This window comes from Pseudomonas pudica (assembly GCF_015680405.1).
GTDB lineage: Bacteria > Pseudomonadota > Gammaproteobacteria > Pseudomonadales > Pseudomonadaceae > Aquipseudomonas > Aquipseudomonas pudica.
In genome coordinates this window covers 1-21,779 of sequence record NZ_JADLJS010000061.1, presented here as the reverse complement: position 1 = coordinate 21,779, position 21,779 = coordinate 1, and the positions used below count along the sequence as shown (strand labels likewise).

Annotated in this window: 21 protein-coding genes and 1 tRNA gene; 10 read left to right on the top strand and 12 right to left on the bottom strand. The window is 55.7% G+C overall.

Annotated elements, in window-relative coordinates; genetic code table 11:
* Window positions 1-799: 799 nt before the first annotated feature.
* Window positions 800-1,522 (top strand): FadR/GntR family transcriptional regulator, encoded by a 723-nt coding sequence (locus tag IRZ77_RS24735; protein WP_046614056.1) that lies wholly within the window; start codon window positions 800-802, stop codon window positions 1,520-1,522.
* Window positions 1,523-1,562: 40 nt separating this feature from the next.
* On the opposite strand, the gene glsB is transcribed toward IRZ77_RS24735, so the two are convergent.
* On the bottom strand, window positions 1,563-2,471 hold the full coding sequence (gene glsB / locus IRZ77_RS24730; RefSeq protein ID WP_196174559.1) for a glutaminase B: 909 nt from the start codon (window positions 2,469-2,471) through the stop codon (window positions 1,563-1,565).
* Window positions 2,472-2,786: 315 nt separating this feature from the next.
* On the opposite strand from glsB, the gene IRZ77_RS24725 reads away from it, so the two are divergent.
* The gene (locus IRZ77_RS24725) at window positions 2,787-3,722 is read left to right on the top strand and encodes a sensor domain-containing diguanylate cyclase (protein ID WP_328316311.1); all 936 of its coding nucleotides are present in this window, start codon (window positions 2,787-2,789) and stop codon (window positions 3,720-3,722) included.
* A gap of 726 nt (window positions 3,723-4,448) precedes the next feature.
* Here IRZ77_RS24725 and IRZ77_RS24720 read toward each other — a convergent pair.
* Entirely contained in the window at window positions 4,449-5,117 is a 669-nt protein-coding gene (locus IRZ77_RS24720; RefSeq protein ID WP_196174557.1) for an HD domain-containing protein, read from the bottom strand.
* 539 nt (window positions 5,118-5,656) lie between these two features.
* Here IRZ77_RS24720 and IRZ77_RS24715 point away from each other — a divergent pair.
* Both IRZ77_RS24715 and IRZ77_RS24710 read left to right on the top strand, forming a co-directional pair.
* Entirely contained in the window at window positions 5,657-5,899 is a 243-nt protein-coding gene (locus IRZ77_RS24715) for a hypothetical protein (RefSeq protein ID WP_085600481.1), read from the top strand.
* 165 nt (window positions 5,900-6,064) lie between these two features.
* Entirely contained in the window at window positions 6,065-6,328 is a 264-nt protein-coding gene (locus IRZ77_RS24710; protein ID WP_196174556.1) for a DUF3077 domain-containing protein, read from the top strand.
* 193 nt (window positions 6,329-6,521) lie between these two features.
* Here IRZ77_RS24710 and IRZ77_RS27205 read toward each other — a convergent pair whose 3' ends face one another.
* On the bottom strand, window positions 6,522-6,611 hold the full coding sequence (locus tag IRZ77_RS27205) for a hypothetical protein (protein ID WP_328316305.1): 90 nt from the start codon (window positions 6,609-6,611) through the stop codon (window positions 6,522-6,524).
* A gap of 601 nt (window positions 6,612-7,212) precedes the next feature.
* On the opposite strand from IRZ77_RS27205, the gene IRZ77_RS24705 reads away from it, so the two are divergent.
* The 4 genes from IRZ77_RS24705 (at window position 7,213) to IRZ77_RS24690 (ending at window position 12,736) form a co-directional block, all read left to right on the top strand.
* Window positions 7,213-8,112: an HNH endonuclease gene (locus IRZ77_RS24705; RefSeq protein ID WP_196174555.1), complete on the top strand. Its 900-nt coding sequence runs from the start codon at window positions 7,213-7,215 to the stop codon at window positions 8,110-8,112.
* An 803-nt stretch (window positions 8,113-8,915) separates the two neighbouring features.
* The gene (locus IRZ77_RS24700) at window positions 8,916-10,640 is read left to right on the top strand and encodes an HsdM family class I SAM-dependent methyltransferase (RefSeq protein WP_196174554.1); all 1,725 of its coding nucleotides are present in this window, start codon (window positions 8,916-8,918) and stop codon (window positions 10,638-10,640) included.
* A 55-nt stretch (window positions 10,641-10,695) separates the two neighbouring features.
* Window positions 10,696-11,760 (top strand): DUF262 domain-containing protein, encoded by a 1,065-nt coding sequence (locus tag IRZ77_RS24695; RefSeq protein WP_196174553.1) that lies wholly within the window; start codon window positions 10,696-10,698, stop codon window positions 11,758-11,760.
* 10 nt (window positions 11,761-11,770) lie between these two features.
* Window positions 11,771-12,736, top strand: coding sequence for a hypothetical protein (locus IRZ77_RS24690; RefSeq protein WP_196174552.1), 966 nt, complete (start codon window positions 11,771-11,773; stop codon window positions 12,734-12,736).
* A 329-nt stretch (window positions 12,737-13,065) separates the two neighbouring features.
* Here the strand turns inward: IRZ77_RS24690 and IRZ77_RS24685 are convergent.
* The 9 genes from IRZ77_RS24685 to thrS all read right to left on the bottom strand — a co-directional run bounded on the left by IRZ77_RS24685 (window position 13,066) and on the right by thrS (window position 20,565).
* Window positions 13,066-13,142: transfer RNA gene (locus IRZ77_RS24685), tRNA-Pro, on the bottom strand.
* 114 nt (window positions 13,143-13,256) lie between these two features.
* Entirely contained in the window at window positions 13,257-13,613 is a 357-nt protein-coding gene (locus IRZ77_RS24680; protein ID WP_003250681.1) for a MerR family transcriptional regulator, read from the bottom strand.
* On the bottom strand, window positions 13,594-13,896 hold the full coding sequence (gene ihfA, locus IRZ77_RS24675) for an integration host factor subunit alpha (protein WP_003250679.1): 303 nt from the start codon (window positions 13,894-13,896) through the stop codon (window positions 13,594-13,596). The genes IRZ77_RS24680 and ihfA overlap by 20 nt, the downstream gene beginning before the upstream one ends.
* A gap of 4 nt (window positions 13,897-13,900) precedes the next feature.
* Window positions 13,901-16,294 (bottom strand): phenylalanine--tRNA ligase subunit beta, encoded by a 2,394-nt coding sequence (pheT, locus tag IRZ77_RS24670; RefSeq protein ID WP_196174551.1) that lies wholly within the window; start codon window positions 16,292-16,294, stop codon window positions 13,901-13,903.
* A 31-nt stretch (window positions 16,295-16,325) separates the two neighbouring features.
* Window positions 16,326-17,342, bottom strand: coding sequence for a phenylalanine--tRNA ligase subunit alpha (gene pheS, locus IRZ77_RS24665; protein WP_013972006.1), 1,017 nt, complete (start codon window positions 17,340-17,342; stop codon window positions 16,326-16,328).
* Window positions 17,343-17,451: 109 nt separating this feature from the next.
* A complete protein-coding gene (gene rplT / locus IRZ77_RS24660) occupies window positions 17,452-17,808 on the bottom strand; it encodes a 50S ribosomal protein L20 (RefSeq protein ID WP_003250671.1) in 357 nt (118 codons plus the stop codon).
* A gap of 27 nt (window positions 17,809-17,835) precedes the next feature.
* On the bottom strand, window positions 17,836-18,030 hold the full coding sequence (rpmI, locus tag IRZ77_RS24655; protein ID WP_003250667.1) for a 50S ribosomal protein L35: 195 nt from the start codon (window positions 18,028-18,030) through the stop codon (window positions 17,836-17,838).
* 61 nt (window positions 18,031-18,091) lie between these two features.
* Window positions 18,092-18,643: a translation initiation factor IF-3 gene (infC, locus tag IRZ77_RS24650; RefSeq protein WP_013972005.1), complete on the bottom strand. Its 552-nt coding sequence runs from the start codon at window positions 18,641-18,643 to the stop codon at window positions 18,092-18,094.
* The gene (gene thrS / locus IRZ77_RS24645) at window positions 18,643-20,565 is read right to left on the bottom strand and encodes a threonine--tRNA ligase (protein ID WP_013972004.1); all 1,923 of its coding nucleotides are present in this window, start codon (window positions 20,563-20,565) and stop codon (window positions 18,643-18,645) included. Before thrS ends, infC begins: the two co-directional genes overlap by 1 nt.
* Before the next feature lie 338 nt (window positions 20,566-20,903).
* Between thrS and IRZ77_RS24640 the strand changes: the two genes are divergently transcribed.
* Together IRZ77_RS24640 and IRZ77_RS24635 are read left to right on the top strand one after the other, a co-directional pair.
* Entirely contained in the window at window positions 20,904-21,209 is a 306-nt protein-coding gene (locus tag IRZ77_RS24640) for a hypothetical protein (protein ID WP_025338540.1), read from the top strand.
* 162 nt (window positions 21,210-21,371) lie between these two features.
* The gene (locus IRZ77_RS24635; RefSeq protein ID WP_003250656.1) at window positions 21,372-21,584 is read left to right on the top strand and encodes a cold-shock protein; all 213 of its coding nucleotides are present in this window, start codon (window positions 21,372-21,374) and stop codon (window positions 21,582-21,584) included.
* The last annotated feature ends 195 nt before the right edge of the window (window positions 21,585-21,779 follow it).

Sequence of the window (21,779 nt, the reverse complement as noted above, 5' to 3'; positions counted from 1 at the left end):
CTCCCACAGGGACTGCGAAGCTGTTGGGGTCTGCGCCGTACCTGTGGGAGCCCGGCTTGCCGGCGATGGGCCGCAAAGCGGCCCCCAGACCGCTTAATTGACTGGCATCAGGGCATGCCCGCGAACACCGGCAAAGCCGGTGCCATCGATCGCGCCGGATTCTTCGCGGGTAAACCCGCTCCCACAGGTACTGCGCTGGCTTCGAGTTGATACTACACCTGTGGGAGCGGCTTCAGCCGCGAACACCGGCGCAGCCGGTGCCATGCACCGCGTCGCCTGCTTCGCGTGCACGCCCGCTCCCACAGGCACTGCGCTGGCTTCGAGTTAACACTACACCTGTGGGAGCGGCTTCAGCCGCGAACACCGGCGCAGCCGGTGCCATGCACCGCGTCGCCTGCTTCGCGGACACGCCCGCTCCCACAGGCACTGCGCTGGCTTAGAGCTGACACTACTCCTGTGGGAGCGGCTTCAGCCGCGAACACCGGCGCCGCCGGTGCCATGCACCGTGTCGCCTGCTTCGCGGGCACGCCCGCTCCCACAGGTACTGCGCTGGCTTCGAGTTGACACTACACCTGTGGGAGCGGCTTCAGCCGCGATCACCGGCGCAGCCGGTGCCATGCTCCGCGTCGCCTGCTTCGCGGGCATGCCCGCTCCCACAGGCACTGCGCTGGCTTCGAGCTGACACTACACCTGTGGGAGCGGCTTCAGCCGCGAACACCGGCGCAGCCGGTGCCATGCACCGCGTCGACGCGCTAATGCTATGATGCTGCCCCCGCCCGAAGGATCCGCCCCGCCGCACATGAACTACCGCCAACCCACCACGCGCAAGAGCATGCACGCCACCCTGGTCCAGGACCTTGGCGTACAGATCGTATCCGGCCAACTCGCACCCGGGCAGAAGCTGCCCTCCGAGGCAAGCCTGTGCGAAGCCTACGCAATCAGCCGGCCGGTGTTCCGCGAGGCGATGCGCGCCCTGACTGCCAAGGGCCTTGTCGAGGCCCGCCCGCGAGTGGGTACCCTGGTCCGGCCGCGCCATGACTGGCACATGCTCGACCCCGACGTACTGCACTGGCTGATGCAGGCCACGCCACAGCAAGAATTCTTCAACATGCTGAGCAGCGTACGCTGGGTCATCGAACCCGCCGCCGCCGCACTGGCCGCCACCAACGCCAGCGCCGACGACGTCGATTCGATCGCCGAGGCCTACCAACGCATGGAAGCCGCACGCAACCACGAAGAGCGCCTGCAACCCGACCTGGACTTCCACGCCCGCATCGCCGACGCCACCCATAACGACCTGCTGGCCTACCTGTGCAACATGCTGTCGATGGCGCTGCGCGAATCGGTGCGCTACTCCAACCAGCGCGCGAACTTCGACCAGCTCGCCCTGCCCCGGCACAAGGCGATTCTGACCGCTATCCAGAACGGCGATGCGCTGGGGGCGCGGCATGCTTCACTGGTACAGCTTGAAGATGCCCGGGTGGCGCTGGCCAAGGTACTGGGGCAAGACCCGACGAGCTGAGGTATCAACCAGGGCCCACATCAGCCACCGGGCCCGCCGATCAGAACACCGACCAGCCGATACGCGAACTGAGCAGTTCAAGCGCCGCCATCCCCGCCAGCGAGTTACCCGCCGCATTCAACTCCGGCGACCACACGCACACCGTGAACTGCCCCGGCACGATTGCTACAATCCCGCCCCCCACGCCACTCTTGCCAGGCAACCCCACCCGATAGGCGAAATTCCCTGCTTCGTCATACAACCCGCTAGTGGCCATGATCGAGTTCACCTGCTGGGTCTGGCGCCGGGTCAGAATCTGCTCACCGCTATGCTTGCAGAACCCATCATTGGCCAGGAAACAGAACGCCCGAGCCAGGTCCAGGCAATTCATCTGCAGCGCGCAGTAACTGAAATAGCTGCGCAGTACCGTCTCCACCTCGTTATGGAAGTTGCCGAACGACTGCATCAGGTAAGCCATGGCCGCGTTGCGCGCGCGGAACTGATATTCCGAATCGGCAACGCGGGCATCGATTGAAATATTGGGATTGCCCGATAGCCGCCGCACGAAATCGCGCATCGACAACGTGGGTGCAGCGAAGCGCGACTGGTTGATATCGCAGATCACCAACGCACCCGCATTGATAAAGGGATTACGCGGCCGACCACGCTCGAACTCCAGCTGCACCAGCGAGTTGAACGGCTGGCCGGAAGGCTCATGGCCAAGCCGTTCCCAAATGGCTTCCCCCGAGTGCCCAATCGCCTGCACCAGGCTGAACACCTTGGAAATACTCTGCACCGAGAACGGCACCAGGGCGTCGCCTGCGCAGTAATAGCTGCCATCGTTGCCATAGACCGCGATGCCCAGCTGGTTCGCCGGCACATCGGCCAGCGCAGGTATGTAGTCAGCCACTTTGCCCTTGCCGATCAAGGGACGTACTTCTTCGAGAATCTCGTTCAACAGCGTTTGCATGAAAGGCCCTGTATCAGTCCCCAGACGACGGCGAAGGGGTAGCATTCTTGACGAAGATCGAGCGAAAGAAATCACACTCTCAGCAAGAAATGGCCAGCCGCACCTGCAGCCCAAGGCTCCACGCTATAACCTATGCTGTGCTTGTTTCGACGGTATAAAGAACACGCCCCCGCCAGGTACCGAAGCAGCCAACCAAGGAATGGAGGACCAAAGATGCCAGCTTGCCCTTTACCCGCTGACGAAGCGCTTCGCCAGCGCACGCTCGATGAAATGAACCTGGTCGATACACCAGCCGAGCACTACCTCGATACCCTGGTGCGGCTCACCCAGGACCTGGCCCATGTGGACACTGTGCTTATCAGCCTGATCGACCAGGACCGACAGTGGTTCAAGGCCCGCATAGGGCTTGAGGCAAGCGAGACGACGCGCAGTATTTCCTTTTGCGGCTACGCCATTCTCGGCGAGGGTACCCTGATGGTGCCCGACGCCAAGTGCGACGGCCGATTCATCGACAACCCGCTGGTGCTCAACCCGCCCTACATCCGCTTTTACGCCGGCCACCCCTTGCGTGCAGGTAACGGCAAAGCCATCGGTACGCTGTGCATGTTCGACCCGCGCCCACGCGAGCTAAGCGAGGCTCAGCAAGCGAACTTCAGGGACCTGGCCACGCTCGCCGAGGGGTATCTGCAGCTGCGCACCTTGGCGCAGGTGAACCGCGATCTGCGGCTTGAAATGGATCGCGAGCAGCGCAAAGCCCTGCTCGACCCTTTGACGCAACTGTGGAACCGCGGCGCGCTGACGGCGTTTGAAGAGCATGAACGGCGATTGGCAGGGGTTAACGGCTTACAACTGGGCGCGGTTTATGCCGACCTGGATCACTTCAAATCCATCAACGACAAGTACGGCCATGGCGGCGGTGACAAGGTGCTTTGCGAAACTGCCCGTCGTCTGCGCGCGGCACTGCGCCCTGATGACCTGGTGGTGCGGCATGGGGGTGAGGAGTTTGTTGCTGTTTTGCAGGTCAAGGACAGCGAAGAGCTGACCCGTATTGCTGAGCGGATTCGCGAACAGGTGGGTGCCAGCCCGATGCAGTTGCCCTGTGGCCCGTTGAAGGTGAGCGTGAGCGTAGGGTGCACCCTGTTTGCCAAGGGTGAAAGGCTGGATGACGCACTGGAACGTGCTGACAAGGGGCTCTATACCGCCAAACAGAACGGGCGTGATCGGGTTGTCTATGTAGCGCCGTCATTTTGAGCCGAGCACGATCCGGGCTGTACGGCATCTCTTCTCGCAAGTCAGCCCGGCTGTTCATTCCCCAGAGCCCGCCCCGCTCGGCATGCCCTTGCCGCCAAAGCTGGATCATCTAAAGGCCGCAAACACAGTGCTCAAACCCTGCGCTTCCCCTTTGAAAGCAACTGCCTTGCAAAAACTCTAAATGTTACCGCGATGCCTGTGGGAGCGGGCGCGCCCGCGAACACGGGCGCAGCCCGTGCCATCCACTGTAAACCCGCTCAAAAACTGCACACAACTCGTCGATCAGCAGAACCTAGCACAAGAAGGTCCAGCCCAGAGGCGCGTTGCCGCACGGATAGCTCAACCGGCAAGCAAGGACCCAGCCTCTTAGGGATCGGCGCCGCCGCGGTCCAACATACCTACGAAAACGCCAACACAGCGAATGGCATCGCCGACAAGGTCTTCACGGACAACCCCGCCCTCAAAAACTGCAAATATCTCCCTGAATTAGCAGTCCACCCTGTGGGAGCGGCTTCAGCCGCGAACACGGGCGCAGCCGGTGCCATGCTCACACTAAATTCTTCCCCGCCCAAACAGAACACTCAGGCCCATGACACCACAGCTACCCGCCCCAAAGCCCAAGGCCTGGCTACTTCCCCAAAGCAACCCACAACATCGATCCAGTCGTGGGCAGTTCCAATACAACTGGCTCATGCCAAAAAAACCTGCCAATCGCCCCAAGCCGCGTCACTGCAACCCTGCCCCGCCAGCCCCGATCTCATCCATGAAATCCGCAAGAAACACTTCAAGCCGAGCATGACGTTCAGCAGCCAGCCGAGCCCCTTCAGCAGTTTTAAAACCTGACGCAAGCTTGAGCAGCTTGGTATGGAAGTGCTCGACCGTATACGCCTTGTCCTGATACTCCCTCCCCCACGCCGTAGGGTTCTCGAAATCATACAGCGCCGACCCCATTCGCCCGGAAACGTAAAAACACCGAGCGATACCCACTGCACCTATGGCGTCCAGGCGATCGCTGTCCTGAAGAATCCTGGCCTCAAGGGTGAGTGGTTCGAAGCCAGCCGAGTAGCTGTGGGTTTTGACTGCATGCGCCACCTGTTCGATGCGCTGCAAGGGCCAGCCCATATCAGCCAGGATTGACGCCGCCCTTTGTGCGGACAGCGTTGACGCCTGCCCACGCAAGGGCGAGTTCTTTTCTACTGCCACACAATCATGCAGCACAGCCGCTGCAAGCAGCACTTCCAGGTCGCCGCCTTCTACGCGCTGTATCCGTTGCGCGTTGACCCATACGCGATGAATGTGGGACAGGTCGTGGGAGCCATCTGGCTGGTCAGCCGGTAGATACTTCAACAGGTCAGCGGCAAAGCGCTGGAAAGGGGCAAAAGCTTCGATAGTCATCTTCGGTGCATTCCATGGGCTGTTACTTGGCGTCCGTTTTCAGGGGCTGGCCCGTGACCTGCCTTGGTCCAGATGCGAGCGGGTCAGTTTCAAGGCTTGAGTGGTGAAAGTCCATGCTGGACCGTTTGTTGGCATCGCGACATAACTGGATACAGGGATTCGTGAGTGGAAAGCTTTTTGAGAGCCACAAACCGTTAACAGAGCAGCCAGCGTTGCAGGCTGTGAAGGTGAACGGGCAAAAAAAGTCAGAATTAACCCCTTCCCTGTAGGCCATTTCCCAAAGATACTCCCTGCGCCTGTTTTTCGTTGCACATGACCAACGTGGATTTTAGTCTCGGCTCGTCGCTGCCAATTCAGCGACCGGTTTTGACGGACCGATGACGCTGTCCTCATGTGCACACTTTTATGGTGGCTGTACGTGCGGGCACCCTGTGGTGCGCCGAGTGCCAACGTCTCGGTCCGTCAACCCGCGTACAGCTACCACCCATTGCTTGACGGCATGGCCGTGGTAGTTCCTCCTTCTACGTTGGAGCTTCACCATGCTCAAGATCGTTCCAGATCCTCCCCACAAGACTCTCTGCCTTGAAGACACCCTGATCCAAGCCACGGACTACGCACTATGCGCGGCGACCGTCGTGCATCAGGCAATGCTGCTGCAGCCCAAGTCACCAGCGTCGATTCTGATGATGGCCTCGATGCATGAACTGGAGACGCTGCGAGCTTTGCTTGAGTCCGCACTGATCCAGGTGCAGATGCCCACTGAGCCTAGGACTTTGCACTAACGCTTCATTTATGTGTCGCCTGGGCTGCCCCTATCGCCAGCAAGCAAGGCGCCCACATGGATCTAAGCTGCGCCACAAGTCTCGAGGCCTATGCAGTATTTGTGGGAGCTGGCTTGCCGGCGATGAGGCCAGACCAGGCACTAGAGATTTCGGGGAGACTGAACAATGTCCACAGATGAAACCAAATTCACCGTCGGCAAAACCACCTTCTACCAAGGTGAAAACCAGACCCATCCGCTGTTCCGCATCGAAGCAGGCATCCCCTGCCAGAGCGCCCGAGAACAAGCCTCGGAGCTTATGGGCTACGCACGGGATATGACTCTGGACGGCTTGATGGAAGACAAACCTCAGCTGATCTGGGCATCGCATTACCTCTGCGCATTGGCTAAGGCGTTGATGGATGATGCCGAGCTGGGCATGATGCGCTGAAATGCCTACTCGTTACTCAGGGCCGCCTTCAGAAATCTCTGAAGGCTTTTCTCCAGCCGGAACCATGCGACTACATATCCCCGCTTCACCGCCCGACACCACAACCCAGCTACAACAGCTATCGAGCCGGGCTATCAGTACCAGAGCGTAAACCTAGGTTCAGTTCCATCGACCGAGAGCTCAAAGAAGAACCTTAGCGCAAAGGTTCCGGCAAGCCGATGTCACAAAACCCGTCTGACCTATAAAGGCGCATCGCCGGGGTATCTGCGATCGTCACGCCCAAGCGTATACGTTGCGCCCCTAGACCTTCAGCCCAAGCAATAGCTCTTGCCAGCGACGGGGTCTACCCACATCTGAAAAACCTCAACGACAGCTGGCTCAGCTTCTGATGATTTGCACCAAACCAAGCCACAAGGCTCGGCGTGCTGGAAAGCCAAAAAAGCCTGTGCGCTGGTGGAAGTTGCTACAGCTGAGAAACGGGCTTCCCAATCATCGTCGCTTCGAGTTGCCTCACGCTCGTAGGTACTTGCGAACGCATCCGATGACTCTCGCAGTGCCCGCAAACGCAGGCTCCGATAAAGCCGCCATCATGTGCTATGGGGCGAACAAACACGAGGGCACCTCCAATTCATTTCCTACCGTCAGGCAGGAAGCGGTCTTGTAGAGGCTACGCGCCTCTCGCTTTCTAGCAAGCCCTTCTCCCTACCGTAGCCCATCCATTCTGGCTCAAGCCCGCCCGCACACCTTTCCAACGATCCTTAAAGTCCTAAACCAATACTACACAGAGAGAACAGCGATTCTTCATGCGTTGTAGGAAATTTCCTTCCACGCCGTAGGAACTCGCGCTAGAGTCGCCAGCGACAGACCAGCACTTAGGACGCGAGATGCAATTTTTTTGGGTAAACCTGGGCGCAACTCACAAGGAAGCCAAAAACGGTCAATTTTTATGGGCTCCTCGTAGTTCACGATCCAAGCATGGAAAGGAGCAATTCCGGACTCACTGGGATAACGTCGCCAAAGTCCAAACCGGAGATTTGATTTTCTGTTATCACGACAACTACATCCGGGGTATTGCGACAGCTCGGGGCAGATCCTACATCGCTGAACGCCCTCCTCGGCCGTCATTTAAGGAATGGCAGAACGAAGGGCACCGCGTAGATATTAGCTACAACGAGTTAAAGCGGCCGATGCGCAGTGATGATATTGCCGAAATCTACATGGCACGATTCGACGCTCGTACTAAACCTCGACTCTTCAACAGTGCGAGCGGTATAAACCAGATCTACATGGCTTCACTGCCCGCCGATGCCGGCCAATTCCTGCTAGAACAAGCTGGAATTTTTGTCGACTATGAAGACCGCATAATTGATGCCGGCTCGCCTCAAAAGATAAGCAGTACAACCAGAACGGCACTGATCGAAGCCAGGGTTGGTCAAGGGGCATTCCGTTCTGGATTGCTAAGTCGCTGGAATAGCAAGTGCGCCCTCACTGGACTGAAAAATCCAAGTCTGTTGGTTGCCTCTCATATCCACGCATGGAGCCTAGCCGATAACGCCGGACGTTTAGATATAGACAACGGCCTGCTTCTGGCTGCGCACATTGATCGCCTGTTTGATTCTGGGTTAATTTCATTTTCGCAAAATGGTGATGTTCTTATCAGCGATAAACTGAAGGAACAGGAGCGCTATATTTTACGATTGGATGAATTCACAAAAATCGGCCAATTGAGCGATGGTAATCGCAGGTATCTTGCTAAGCATCGGGAACGGTTTAGCTTCAGCTGAGAGAGGCTTATTAGGCGGAAGATCTCAAACGAGTATCGTAGGGGACCGCTGCCTCCCATGGGATCTGGGGCACGATAGCTGCCCCTTCCGGGTATTGCCGAGATTGGCGTGCTAAGCGCCAGTTGAGCAAATTGGCGTATCGGTGTAATTTCATACCCCTAATCCATCGCCCGATCACTCAGCGAAAACCAGTTCTGCCGCTAATGAATGCGCAGCATCGGCTCAATGGATAAAGCTTACGAACGCCACCGGCCTTGGATAATACGGCTCGATCCGCGCGACCAAACCGCCCCCCGGTACGATATGTTCCATCTGGCCAGGAAACGCTGAGGACAGTTTGATTGCGTTCACAATCAGAGAAGTGCATCTGACTCATGGACAATAGTTACTGGGAAGGGCCACACGATGAACTCTATTAACACAGATCAAGGGGCATATGCTGACTTGGTCGCTCCTAAAGGGTTCCAGATTTTCGAGGTTCCTCGATTGAGTTTATCGAGATCCAAAACAGAGATAAAGGAAACTTCTAAACATAACGCCGACAGCCAACTTTTACGAGACTGATAGTGAAGGCCAACGCTTTTTAACAACACACACCCCCAAGAAAAGTATGCTACAACAAAGCAAGTTATAAAAACCTTTCAACGACCCACTAAAATCTTCATACCAAAACTCGCAACATTGAATTCACTATCACTGGGGCATGTGGTAGAATGACGCCGAACTCGTTTATGGCTCCGCAGTTTCTAATACCGCCAGCCTAGCGTACCGGGGTAAAAACTTAATGCTGCAAAAAAATATTTATGTACGCAATTTACCAGAACTATAAAAACGAAGCACGACAAAAAGCGTCACTGATTGAAAATCATGATGATCGACTGGATTTTGCTCGGGCATTTTGCAGAGCGGCAATACAGTCGTACTGGAACTCAGCCTCATATAAAATAAACTCTTCATTTTCGATGATGGATTGCCCGCTAGCTATTAAGCCAATCCAGCCAAATATTCAGAGCCTTGCAGCAACACTCGGCGAATTGATATCAAAATTCCCCGCAGAAGATGCGGGCTTCCTAATTGGCTCCGTATACACAGCCATGCTACCAAGTGCACTCCGCTCAAAGTATGGCGCCTATTACACTCCTCCCCCATTGATAGCGAGACTCCTTGAGCTCGCCGAAAACAATGGTGTCGATTTCAAAAGTGCTCGCATTATTGACCCTGCGTGTGGTGGTGGCGCTTTTTTAGCGCCCATAGCTCTTAAAGTCATTGAGAGTTCACCAAATGTATCCCCTGAGACAATCGTCAATAACATCAACGATCGCATTAGGGGTATTGAGCTGGATCCGTTCGCAGCCTGGATCAGCCACGTATTACTTGAGGCCGTTATTCTTCCATATTGCTCAGCGTCGAACATTAGACTCAAGAAAGTCATACAGGTTGGCGACGCTCTCAATATTGATCAAACATCCAAGTATGACTTAATCATAGGGAACCCCCCCTATGGCAAAATTAGCCTCAATTCAGAACTCAGAAAGAAATACTCCAGATCGTTATTTGGTCACGCAAATTTATATGGGCTTTTCGTTGATCTATCTTTACGCATTGTGGAAAGCAACGGTTTAATAGCACTTATTACCCCAACATCTTTTCTTGGCGGGCAATATTTCAAAAAACTTAGAAGACTACTTACCGACAATGTGTCACCCTGTCACTTTGAGTTCGTGAAAGATCGTCACGGCGTCTTTGAAGACGTACAGCAAGAGACTATCATTACCATTTACAAAGATAGCGAACATCATCGGACACTTGAAATTACAGAATTACTCCCCGAGGGTCTCAACACCTTTAGAGTTGGTGCGGTCGGTCAAGGGCTCATTAAATCTGGCGATGCTCCATGGGTTCTGCCTAGAGATCCAGCAGATGTTGATTTCTTAGCGCAAGTATTGAAAAATAGCAACCGCTTTATAGATATGGGGTTACACATATCCACTGGCCCGCTAGTCTGGAATCAGCATAAAAAAATGCTTAACCATAACAAAAATGGTCTCCCATTGATATGGGCTAGCCACGTCACCAACTCAGGTTTCGCTTATTCTTCAGATGCTGAAAGTCACGGAGACTATGTTGCGAGAATACCTAACAAGCATCACCTAATTACATCAAGAGAGTGCATCCTGGTTAAACGCACCACCTCCAAAGAACAAAGTAGGAGAATCCTAGCCGCCGTTCTTCCCGACCAATTTATTATAGAAGCAGGCGGTGTATATATTGAAAATCATCTTAATATCATAGACTGCGAAAGTACGCCAATTGTAAGCTTTGCAACAGTGGCTGCCTTATTAAACAGCCGGATAATTGACAGAATATTCAGATGCATCAATGGAAGCACTGCAGTATCTGCTTACGAACTAAATACTCTACCACTACCCGACATATCTCACCTTAAAAAACTTGAGAGACTAATCATGGAAGGCACAGAAGGTGAAGCCCTGGAAAGAGCCATTGAAGAAGCCTATGGCTTCTATTGATCACTAACGTGCTGCTACACTCTAATCTCACAAAAAATCACAAAGGACTTAACCAATGAATCGGAATCTGACAACACAAGATGTTAGCTGGTTTTTAGATATGAACGATAGAGGACAATTAAACCTTGATCCTCCCTATCAACGCAGGAGCGTATGGTCCCCGCGAGATAAGCGGTTTTTTATCGACACAATTCTCAATAATTATCCCGCCCCACCCGTATTCCTTCATAAAACATTAGACGAAAGTGGGAGAGCAACTTATCACGTAGTAGATGGAAAGCAGCGCCTTAAGACAATAATTGATTTCACAAATAACAAAATCCGTGTTCCTGATGACTTTTCTGATATCACGCTCCAAAAGAAACGCTGGAAAGACCTAGACAAAAGTGCAAGAGAGCGATTTTGGAACTATGTACTAATCGTAGAAATGCTGCCCGAAGTAAGCGATGCAGCGATTCGAAATACTTTTGAGCGCATCAATAGAAACTCTAGAAAACTTACACCGCAGGAAATGCGTCACGCCAAATATGACGGATGGTTTATCAGCTTTGTAGAATCCGAAGCATCTCAGGTCATCTGGAAAAACTTTGGAATAGTAACAACCGCAAGAACGAAACGCATGGCCGACATACAGTTTATATCTGAGCTTTGCGCAGTAACACTTAGGGGGCGTATTTTGGGATTTGACCAAGATGACCTTGACGAACTTTACGCAGAGTATGAGGAAACCGCAGACAACGAAGACTTTGCAGAGGAAGAGTTCCAAGCATCGATCTCTCGCATCAAAGAATTTATTTCGGAGATGCTAAGAGCGAAACCCGAACTTAAAGAATTTCTAAAAACCCAGAGTCACTTTTACTCGCTTTGGTCCTACTTAAATATAGTTGAAACCCATAATTTAGACGCATTGCAATTCAGCTCTGCCTACTTCAATTTCTTGGAAAGTGTTTCAAGCTACATCGCAAGCCAAAGCGCCAATACGCAAAACAATTCAATTGAAGAAAAAGTAGCATCGCAAGAGGTTATTAACTATGCTTCAAGCTCTCGAGGCGCGACTACGGATCTTTCCCCTCGACTGCAACGACATGAAGCCCTAGTCTCAGCCTTGAATAACAAATGAGCTTCTACGAATGAAAATCGTTAAAGTAGTTCGTGACTTATACTTTGAGATTAGACCCAACTACGAAAAACTTTCCGAAGAGGTATCAAGCAATCTTAAGAGAATTTGTGAAAATCATAATTGGTTCTACATTTCACGGATTAAAGAAATTGAAAGCTTTGCATTAAAGATAGAGACAGGGCGGGTTGAAAACCCCGGAGCAATGGAGGACTTTTTTGCTTGTACGCTCGTAGTACCTACTCTATCTGATATTGATAAAGCAGAAAATCTCGTATTAGAACATTACGACTCAGCCTATCGACGACCCAAGGATGACTCCCATACGAGCAAGCCAGCATCTAGCTTCGCATTTGATGACCTCAGGCTGTATGTAAAGAGACGCTCACTCGCAAGCGGGCGACAACCTGAGTTAGACGGTATGATATTTGAAGTCCAAATAAAGACCGTGTTACAGCACGCATGGAGCGTAGCAACCCATGATCTGATTTATAAAAGCGATACAGTAAACTGGCCTCTCGAGAGGATTGCATTTCAGGTGAAAGCAATGCTGGAACACGCTGAAATAGCGATCGCAGAAGCAGATCGCTTGTCGAACTCATCAGCGGTTGCGAAGAGAGATAAAAGAGCCATAGAAATATTGGCGCTAATTGAGTCTATCAACAAGATATGGGGGAAAGATAAGGTTCCAGCAGATGTCAAGCGTCTTGCTGAAAACATTCACAGCGTCTTATGCACTTGCAATATTGCGGTGGATGATTTTCCAAATATCATTTCCGCAGAGAGGAAAAGACTTGGCCTTTTACCAGCCGATTTGTCGCCTTACGCTTTCTTTGTCCAAGCACTAGCAAGGCATGGTGAAGCCGACCTGGAGCGCAAGTTAAAAAAATCTCACAAGCAAAAAATCGTTATTCACAGTGGTATGGATTTACCAGACTGGATGAGCGAGAACAACTCTAAGTTAATCAATCTTGGTTAGAACCTATCCCGCCAGAGCATTTAAGTGCAGTCCCACTACACCGCTTTGGCGGAAATTAATTACGGCATATCTAACTACTCTCGAACTCATTTTAAGTAAAACCCCATGATCGAAGGATCTCAATCATTTAGATCTATTTAAATACTTAAAAGCGCTTCATCGCTATAGAATGATTTTCTGTTCATCGCATGGGTATTATAGATTCAAAAGTTTTAGATTTGTGCTCGCTAACCAATCCTTGTAAACCGGCTCATAAATGAAATGTAAATCTGAAACCGCCAAATCTAAAACAACAAAGCCACCCGAAGGTGGCTTAGTCGTTTAAATAATGGTCGGGACGGAGTGATTCGAACACTCGACCCCTTGCACCCCATGCAAGTGCGCTACCGGGCTGCGCTACGCCCCGACTGGGCTTTGAAGCATGTTCTCAATGCTACCGAGAACGTTGAAGAATGTACCCTAACCTCCTGATAAATGAAAGCTTTTTCTCAAAAAATTTTCACTCACCAAAAAACCCAGGTCACTTCTTCAACACCACCAACACATCCTCCAACTCGACAATCATCTGCCGAATCAGCTGCTTGTACTGGCTCGACTCATCCTTGGCCTCATCACTGGAAAGCCTCAACCGAGCCCCGCCAATGGTGAACCCCTGATCATAAAGCAGCGCACGAATCTGGCGAATCATCAGCACATCCTGCCGCTGATAATACCGCCGGTTCCCCCGCCGCTTCACGGGATTGAGCTGATCGAACTCCTGCTCCCAATACCGCAGCACGTGCGGTTTTACCGCACAAAGCTCACTCACCTCACCAATGGTGAAGTACCTTTTGCCCGGTATGGGGGGCAGTTCGTCGTTATGGCTTGGTTCCAGCATAGGCCTCAACCCGGGCCTTCAACTTCTGCCCTGGACGAAAGGTGACGACGCGCCGTGCAGTGATCGGGATTTCTTCCCCTGTCTTGGGGTTGCGGCCCGGCCGCTGGCGTTTGTCGCGAAGGTCGAAGTTGCCGAAACCGGACAGCTTGACCTGCTCGTTCTCTTCAAGTGCGTGCCGAATTTCTTCAAAAAACAGCTCGACCAGCTCCTTGGCCTCACGCTTGTTAAGCCCCAGCTCCTCGTACAGCCTTTCGGCCATCTCAGCTTTCGTCAGAGCACCCATGCCGTTATTTCCTTAACGTGGTGTTCAACCTTTGTTCGAGCGAGGTGAGGATGTTTTGCAGTGCGGCGTTCACCTCATCGTCGTTAAGAGTGCGCGATGGATGCTGCCAGGTCAAGCCGACGGCAAGGCTTTTTCTATCAGGATCAATACCTTTACCTTGGTAGACGTCAAACAGCCTGAGGTCTGTGAGCCATTCGCCTGCATTGTCACGAATTACTTCAAGTACCGCGCTAGAAGCTACATCACGTCCTGCGATCAAAGCCAGGTCGCGGCGGGTTTCCGGGAACTTGGACAGCTCGCTGAATTTTGGCAGGCGGCCTTCGACCACGTCACCCAGCACCAGCTCGAACAGGAACACCGGGCGGTCCAGGTCCAGGGCCTTGGCCAGCTCTGGGTGGATGGCGCCGAGGTAGCCGACCAGCTTGCCGTCACGCTCGATGGCGGCGGTCTGGCCTGGGTGCAGGGCTGGGTGTTTGCCGGCGCTGAAGGTGAAGTCGCTCAGGGCGCCGGAGTAGCCCAGCAGGGCTTCCACGTCGGCCTTAACGTCGAAGAAGTCGACGCCGTCGCGGCCGTTGGCCCAGCCTTCTGGCAGGCGGCTGCCGGTGACAACACCAGCGATCATCGGCTGCTGCTTCAGGTCGCCGAGCTGGCCGACGAAGCGCAGGCCGCTTTCGAACAGGCGCACGCGGTCTTGCTGGCGGTTCAGGTTGTGCTGCAGTGCCTTGACCAAGCCCGGCCACAGGGAGGCGCGCATGGCGGCCATGTCGCTGGAGATGGGGTTGGCCAGCAGCAGCGGCTCTACGCCCGGGCTGAACAGTTCGAACAGTTTCGGGTCGATGAAGCTGTAGGTGATGGCTTCCTGGTAGCCGCGGGCAACCAGCAGGCGGCGCAGGGTCGGCAGGTCACCGCGGGTTTCCGGCTTGCCCTGGGGGGCCAGGCGGGCTTGCGGGTAGCGAACCGGCAGGTTGTTGTAGCCGTACAGACGGGCCAGCTCTTCGATCAGGTCCACTTCCAGGCTGATATCGAAGCGGTGGCTTGGGACGTTGACGGTCCACTGCGCTACACCCTCGGAGCCGCCGTCACGAGTCGTGGTCAGTTCCAGGGCGTTGAGCAGCTGCTCGACCTGGGCTGGGTCCATTTCCATGCCGAGCATCTGGGTGATGCGTTCGGCGCGCAGGGTGACCGGGGCCACTTGCGGCAGGTGCTGTTCGCTGACGGCTTCGACGACCGGGCCGGCTTCGCCGCCGACGATGTCCAGCAGCAGCTGGGTGGCGCGCTCCATGGCTTCACGGGCCAGTTGCGAGTCCACGCCGCGCTCGTAGCGGTGCGAGGCGTCGGTGTGCAGGCCGTAGGAACGGGCTTTACCGGCGACGGAGATCGGCTCGAAGAAGGCGCTTTCCAGGAACAGGTCGCGGGTTTTTTCGGTGTTCACACCGCTGTGCTCGCCACCCATGACGCCGGCAATGGCCAGGGCGCGGGTGTGGTCGGCGATCACCAGGGTGTCGGCGCGCAGGGCCACTTCCTGGCCGTCGAGCAGGACGAGCTTCTCGCCCTCTTCGGCCATACGTACGCGGATGCCGCCGTTGATTTCTGCCAGGTCGAAGGCGTGCATCGGCTGGCCGAGTTCGAGCATCACGTAGTTGGTGATGTCGACGGCGGCGTCGATGCTGCGCACGTCGCTGCGGCGCAGGCGTTCGACCATCCACAGTGGGGTCGGCTTGCTCAGGTCGACGTTGCGGATGACGCGGCCCAGGTAGCGTGGGCAGGCAGCCGGGGCGCTGACTTCGACCGGGCGCACTTCGTCGTGGGCAGCCGGTACGGCTGGCACTACCGGGCGGGTGACCGGGGTGTCGTACAGGGCGCTGACGTCGCGGGCCAGGCCGGCGATGGACAGGCAGTCGCCGCGGTTGGGGGTGAGGCCGATTTCGATGCTGGCGTCGTCCAGGCTCAGGTACTGGCGAATGTCTTCACCAACCGGGGCGTCGGCAGCCAGTTCCAGCAGGCCGTCGTTCTCTTCGCTGATCTGCAGTTCGGCAGCCGAGCACAGCATGCCGAAGGACTCGACACCGCGCAGCTTGGCCTTCTTGATCTTGAAGTCGCCTGGCAGTTCGGCGCCGATCATGGCGAACGGGATCTTGATGCCTGGGCGGGCGTTAGGGGCGCCGCACACGACCTGGAAGGTTTCCTGGCCGTTGCTTACCTGGCATACGCGCAGCTTGTCGGCGTCCGGGTGTTGTTCGGTGGCGAGGATTTCGCCCACGACGATGCCGCTGAACTGGCCGGCAGCGGGGGTAACGCTGTCGACTTCGAGGCCGGCCATGGACAGGCGGGCGACCAGTTCGTCACGGGAGACTTGCGGGTTTACCCAACCACGCAGCCACTGTTCACTGAATTTCATGCTGTTCTCCTAGAATGTGCGTCGATTGGGCCTAGCGGAATTGGGCAAGGAACCGCAGGTCGTTATCGAAGAACAGACGCAAATCGTTGACGCCGTAGCGCAGCATGGCCAGGCGCTCGGCGCCCATGCCGAAGGCGAAGCCCTGGAACTCTTCAGGGTCGATGCCGGACATGCGCAGCACGTTCGGGTGCACCATGCCGCAGCCCATCACTTCCAGCCAGCCGGTCTGCTTGCACACGCGGCAGCCTTTGCCGGAACACATCACGCACTGGATGTCGACTTCGGCGGACGGCTCGGTGAAGGGGAAGAACGATGGGCGGAAACGTACCGCCAGTTCTTTTTCGAAGAACACGCGCAGGAATTCTTCGATGGTGCCCTTGAGGTCGGCGAAGTTGATATCACGGTCGATCAGCAGGCCTTCGACCTGGTGGAACATCGGCGAGTGGGTGATATCCGAGTCGCAGCGGTATACGCGGCCCGGGCAGACAATGCGGATTGGCGGCTGGGTGGACTCCATGGTCCGCACCTGCACCGGCGAGGTGTGGGTGCGCAGCAGCATGTTGGCATTGAAGTAGAAGGTGTCGTGCATCGCCCGGGCCGGGTGGTGGCCTGGGATGTTGAGCGCTTCGAAGTTGTGGTAGTCGTCTTCCACCTCTGGGCCTTCGGCGATGCCGTAGCCGATGTGGGTGAAGAACTGCTCGATGCGCTCGAGTGTACGGGTGATCGGGTGCAGGCCACCGGTGGCCTGGCCGCGGCCTGGCAGGGTGACGTCAATGCATTCGGCAGCCAGGCGAGCGCTGAGCTCGGCTTCTTCGAAGGCGGCCTTGCGGGCATTGAGCACAACGGTGACGCGCTCTTTGGCGTCGTTGATCAGCGCGCCGACTTTCGGCCGCTCTTCGGCTGGCAGGTTGCCCAGGGTCTTCATCACCTGGGTCAGCTCGCCTTTCTTGCCGAGATAGTTCACCCGGATCTGTTCCAGGGTATTGATGTCTTCAGCGCGCTCCACGGCCTCAAGGGCTTGGGAGACCAACGCATCCAGGTTTTCCATGTACAGACTCCAGATACGAAAATAGGGGAAGAGCTTTGAAGGCTCTTCCCCTATCGATGACGTTCAATGCCCGACGGCGCTAGCGCCGCCGGGTGATTGTCGCGGGTACTTAAGCCAGAACGGCTTTAGCTTTCTCGACAATCGCAGCAAACGCCGCTTTTTCGTTCACTGCCAGATCGGCCAGAACCTTACGGTCGATTTCGATCGAAGCCTTTTTCAGGCCAGCAATCAGACGGCTGTAGGACAGACCGTTGGTGCGGGCACCGGCGTTGATACGAGCGATCCACAGTGCGCGGAACTGACGCTTCTTCTGACGACGGTCACGGTAGGCATATTGACCTGCCTTGATGACAGCCTGCTTGGCAACGCGGAATACGCGCGAGCGTGCACCGTAGTAGCCTTTAGCCAGTTTCAGAATTTTCTTGTGACGCTTACGAGCGATGACGCCACGCTTAACACGAGCCATGAGTAACTTCCTCTATCTAAACCAGAATTAACGTACGCGCAGCATGCGCTCGACTTTTGCCACGTCAGACGGGTGCAGCAGGCTGGCACCGCGCAGTTGACGCTTACGCTTGGTCGACATTTTGGTCAGGATGTGGCTCTTGAAAGCGTGCTTGTGCTTGAAGCCGGAAGCGGTCTTCAGGAAGCGCTTCGCAGCACCGCTCTTGGTTTTCATTTTTGGCATGTTGGAACTCCGCATTCGATAAAATTACACAATAATCATCAGGCCTGCCGTGCCCGGGAGATTACTTCTTCTTTTTGGGGGCGATGACCATCATAAGCTGGCGTCCTTCCATCTTAGGATGCTGCTCAACGGAGCCGTATTCGGCGAGGTCGGCTTCGACCCGCTTCAACAGCTCCATGCCCAGCTCCTGGTGGGCCATCTCACGGCCGCGGAATCTCAGAGAGATCTTGGCCTTGTCCCCATCGGTAAGGAAACGTACCAGGTTGCGTAGTTTTACCTGGTAATCCCCTTCTTCCGTCCCTGGACGAAACTTGATTTCTTTGATCTGGATCTGCTTCTGGTTTTTCTTGGCTTCGTTGGCCTGCTTCTTCTTCTCGAAGAGGTGCTTGCCGTAGTCCATCACCTTGCAGACGGGCGGTTGCGCGTCGGCGGAGATCTCCACCAGATCCAGCTTCGCTTCATCAGCGATACGAAGCGCTTCATCAATCGAGACGATGCCAATCTGCTCGCCGTCAGCGCCAATTAACCGAACCTCGCGTGCCGAGATATTCTCGTTGATCGGGGCTTTCGGTGCAGTTCGTTTATCGTTTCTCATTTCACGCTTAATAGTCATTACTCCGATTCTAGGCGACCGCGCTGGGCAACAGCGCTGTTGAGCAGCTGCGTGAATTCAGCCACCGGCATGGAGCCGAGGTCTTTGCCTTCACGGGTGCGTACGGCGACGGTCTGCGTTTCGACTTCGCGATCCCCTATAACCAAAAGGTACGGGACCTTGAGCAAAGTATGCTCGCGGATTTTAAAGCCGATCTTCTCATTTCTCAAGTCCGACTTGGCACGGAAACCGCTACCGTTCAGGGTATTTTCCACCTCGAGGGCGAAATCGGCCTGCTTGTCGGTGATGTTCATGATCACGGCCTGGGTGGGTGCCAGCCAGGCCGGGAACACGCCAGCGTAGTGCTCGATCAGCATGCCGATGAAGCGCTCGAACGAACCAAGGATGGCACGGTGCAGCATGACCGGGCGAACTCGGCTGTTATCTTCGGCGATGTAGCTGGCATCCAGGCGTTCCGGCAGGTTCGGGTCGTACTGCAGGGTACCGCACTGCCAGTTACGGCCGAGGCAGTCGCGCAGGGTGAACTCGATCTTCGGGCCGTAGAAGGCGCCCTCGCCCGGCTGGTATTCCCACTCCAGGCCCGATTCGTTCAAGGCGTCGGCCAGTGCGCCTTCGGCACGGTCCCACAGCTCTTCGGAACCCACGCGCTTGGCCGGGCGGGTCGACAGCTTCATGGCGATGTCGGTGAAGCCGAAGTCCTTGTACACGTCCAGGGTCAGCTTGATGAAGTCGGCGGCTTCTTTCTTCACCTGTTCTTCGGTGCAGAAGATGTGCGCGTCGTCCTGCACGAAGCCACGCACGCGCATGATGCCATGCAGGGCGCCGGACGGCTCGTTACGGTGGCAGGCACCGAACTCGGCCAGGCGCAGCGGCAGGTCGCGGTAGCTCTTCAGGCCCTGGTTGAACACCTGCACGTGGCACGGGCAGTTCATCGGTTTTACCGCGTAGTCACGGCTTTCCGACGAGGTGGTGAACATGTTCTCGGCGTAGTTGGACCAGTGGCCGGAACGCTCCCAGAGAATGCGGTCGACAACCTGCGGAGTCTTGATTTCCTGGTAGCCGTTGACGCGCTGAACCTGGCGCATGTACTGCTCGAGCACCTGGTACACGGTCCAGCCGTTGGCGTGCCAGAACACCATGCCCGGGGCTTCTTCCTGCAGATGGAACAAGTCGAGCTGCTTGCCGATCTTGCGGTGGTCGCGTTTTTCGGCTTCTTCGATGCGCTGGATGTATGCCGCCAGCTGCTTCTTGTCGGCCCAGGCGGTGCCGTACACGCGCTGCAGCTGCTCGTTCTTGGCATCACCGCGCCAGTAGGCGCCGGACAGCTTGGTCAGCTTGAATGCCTTGAGGAAGCGGGTGTTCGGCACGTGCGGGCCGCGGCACATGTCGACGTATTCTTCGTGGTAGTACAGGCCCATGGCCTGCTCGTCCGGCATGTCTTCGACCAGGCGCAGCTTGTAGTCTTCGCCACGGGCCTTGAACACGTCGATGACTTCGGCGCGCGGGGTCACCTTCTTGATGACGTCGTAGTCCTTGTCGATCAGCTCCATCATGCGCTTTTCGATGGCAGCCATGTCTTCAGGGGTGAAGGGGCGCTCGTAGGCGATGTCGTAGTAGAAGCCTTCGTCGATGACCGGGCCGATCACCATCTTGGCGGTCGGGTACAGCTGTTTCACCGCGTGGCCGACCAGGTGGGCGCACGAGTGGCGGATGATCTCCAGTCCCTCTTCATCTTTAGGGGTGATGATCTGCAGGGTGGCGTCGTTGCTGATCAGGTCGCAGGCATCGACCAGTTTGCCGTCGACCTTGCCGGCCACGGTGGCCTTGGCCAGACCGGCGCCGATCGAAGCGGCCACTTCGGCTACGGATACGGCGTGATCGAACGAACGTTGACTGCCATCGGGAAGAGTAATAACGGGCATGGCGCCTCCTCTCCTAGTGGTGACCCCTACCAAAGGTCACGTGGGTTGGGATGAGCCAGTACAAGATCCGACCTGCCTTCCCGCAACGGGAAGCCTGCCTCACAGTGGCAGAAGCCTTTCGGCTTGCCAGGGACGAACCAGAGTGACTGGAAAGAAAAAAGATAGCTGCAGGCTGCACGTTGTCAGCTGCAAGCCGAGCATGCTAGCACGCGGGTTGCATGCCAGGCAGAAATATTTGGAAATTACAGGTTTCGGCTGAACTTACGCGGAAAAATTCCTATCAGACCTTGGGAAGCAACCTACTCTTGATGAGACCTTAACCCAAGGAGTAACCGGTTATGCGAGTTCCGTCTCTTCTGGCCCTGGCGGCCGCTGGGGCCCTGCTGCTGCCCATGGCTGCGAACGCCGGCAACTTCCCGGCCGGGAAGGAAGCCGCCTACATGAGCCAGTGCACGCAAGTGGCTCAAGGCCAAGGCGTTGACGCTGCGACTGCGAAAAAACACTGCGACTGTGGCGCGCAAACCATCAAAAAGAATTTCACCGACGCGGAGATTGCCGACCTCGACAGCAACGATGGCGTGGACGCCAAGCTGATGCAGAAGGCCCAGACGGTCGTGAAACAGGCCTGCGCACCGAAGAGCTGAAACCTTAAAGCCAGAGCAGGCCAGCCATTCTTTGCGCTGGATCAATATCCTGCGAAGGTAAAAGGCGCTAGATGCGCAGAATTAGACTATGATGTGTTCCGTGCTCCGTAGCCTCGGCCGCATTGCACCACTGAAAAAACTAAATGTTCTGGAGATTCACCCATGTCCAATCGCCAACAAGGCACCGTCAAATGGTTCAATGATGAGAAAGGCTACGGCTTCATCACCCCAGCAGGCGGCGGCGACGACCTGTTCGTTCACTTCAAGGCCATCGAATCTGACGGCTTCAAGAGCCTGAAAGAAGGCCAGACTGTTTCCTTCGTCGCCGAGCGCGGCCAGAAGGGCATGCAGGCTGCACAGGTTCGTCCGGAGTAATTCGGATAGCTGTAAAAAAACCCGCCCTTGTGGCGGGTTTTTTTATGGGTGCTGCATGGGCTGAAGGGGTTGGCCCATGCGGGCGCGGCTTTTTTTGTGGGAGCGGCCTTGTGTCGCGAAAGGGGCGCGTAGCGGCCCCAGGGTTTCAGCTCTGCAGCCTATAATGCCGGGGCCGCTTTGCGGCCCTTTCGCGAC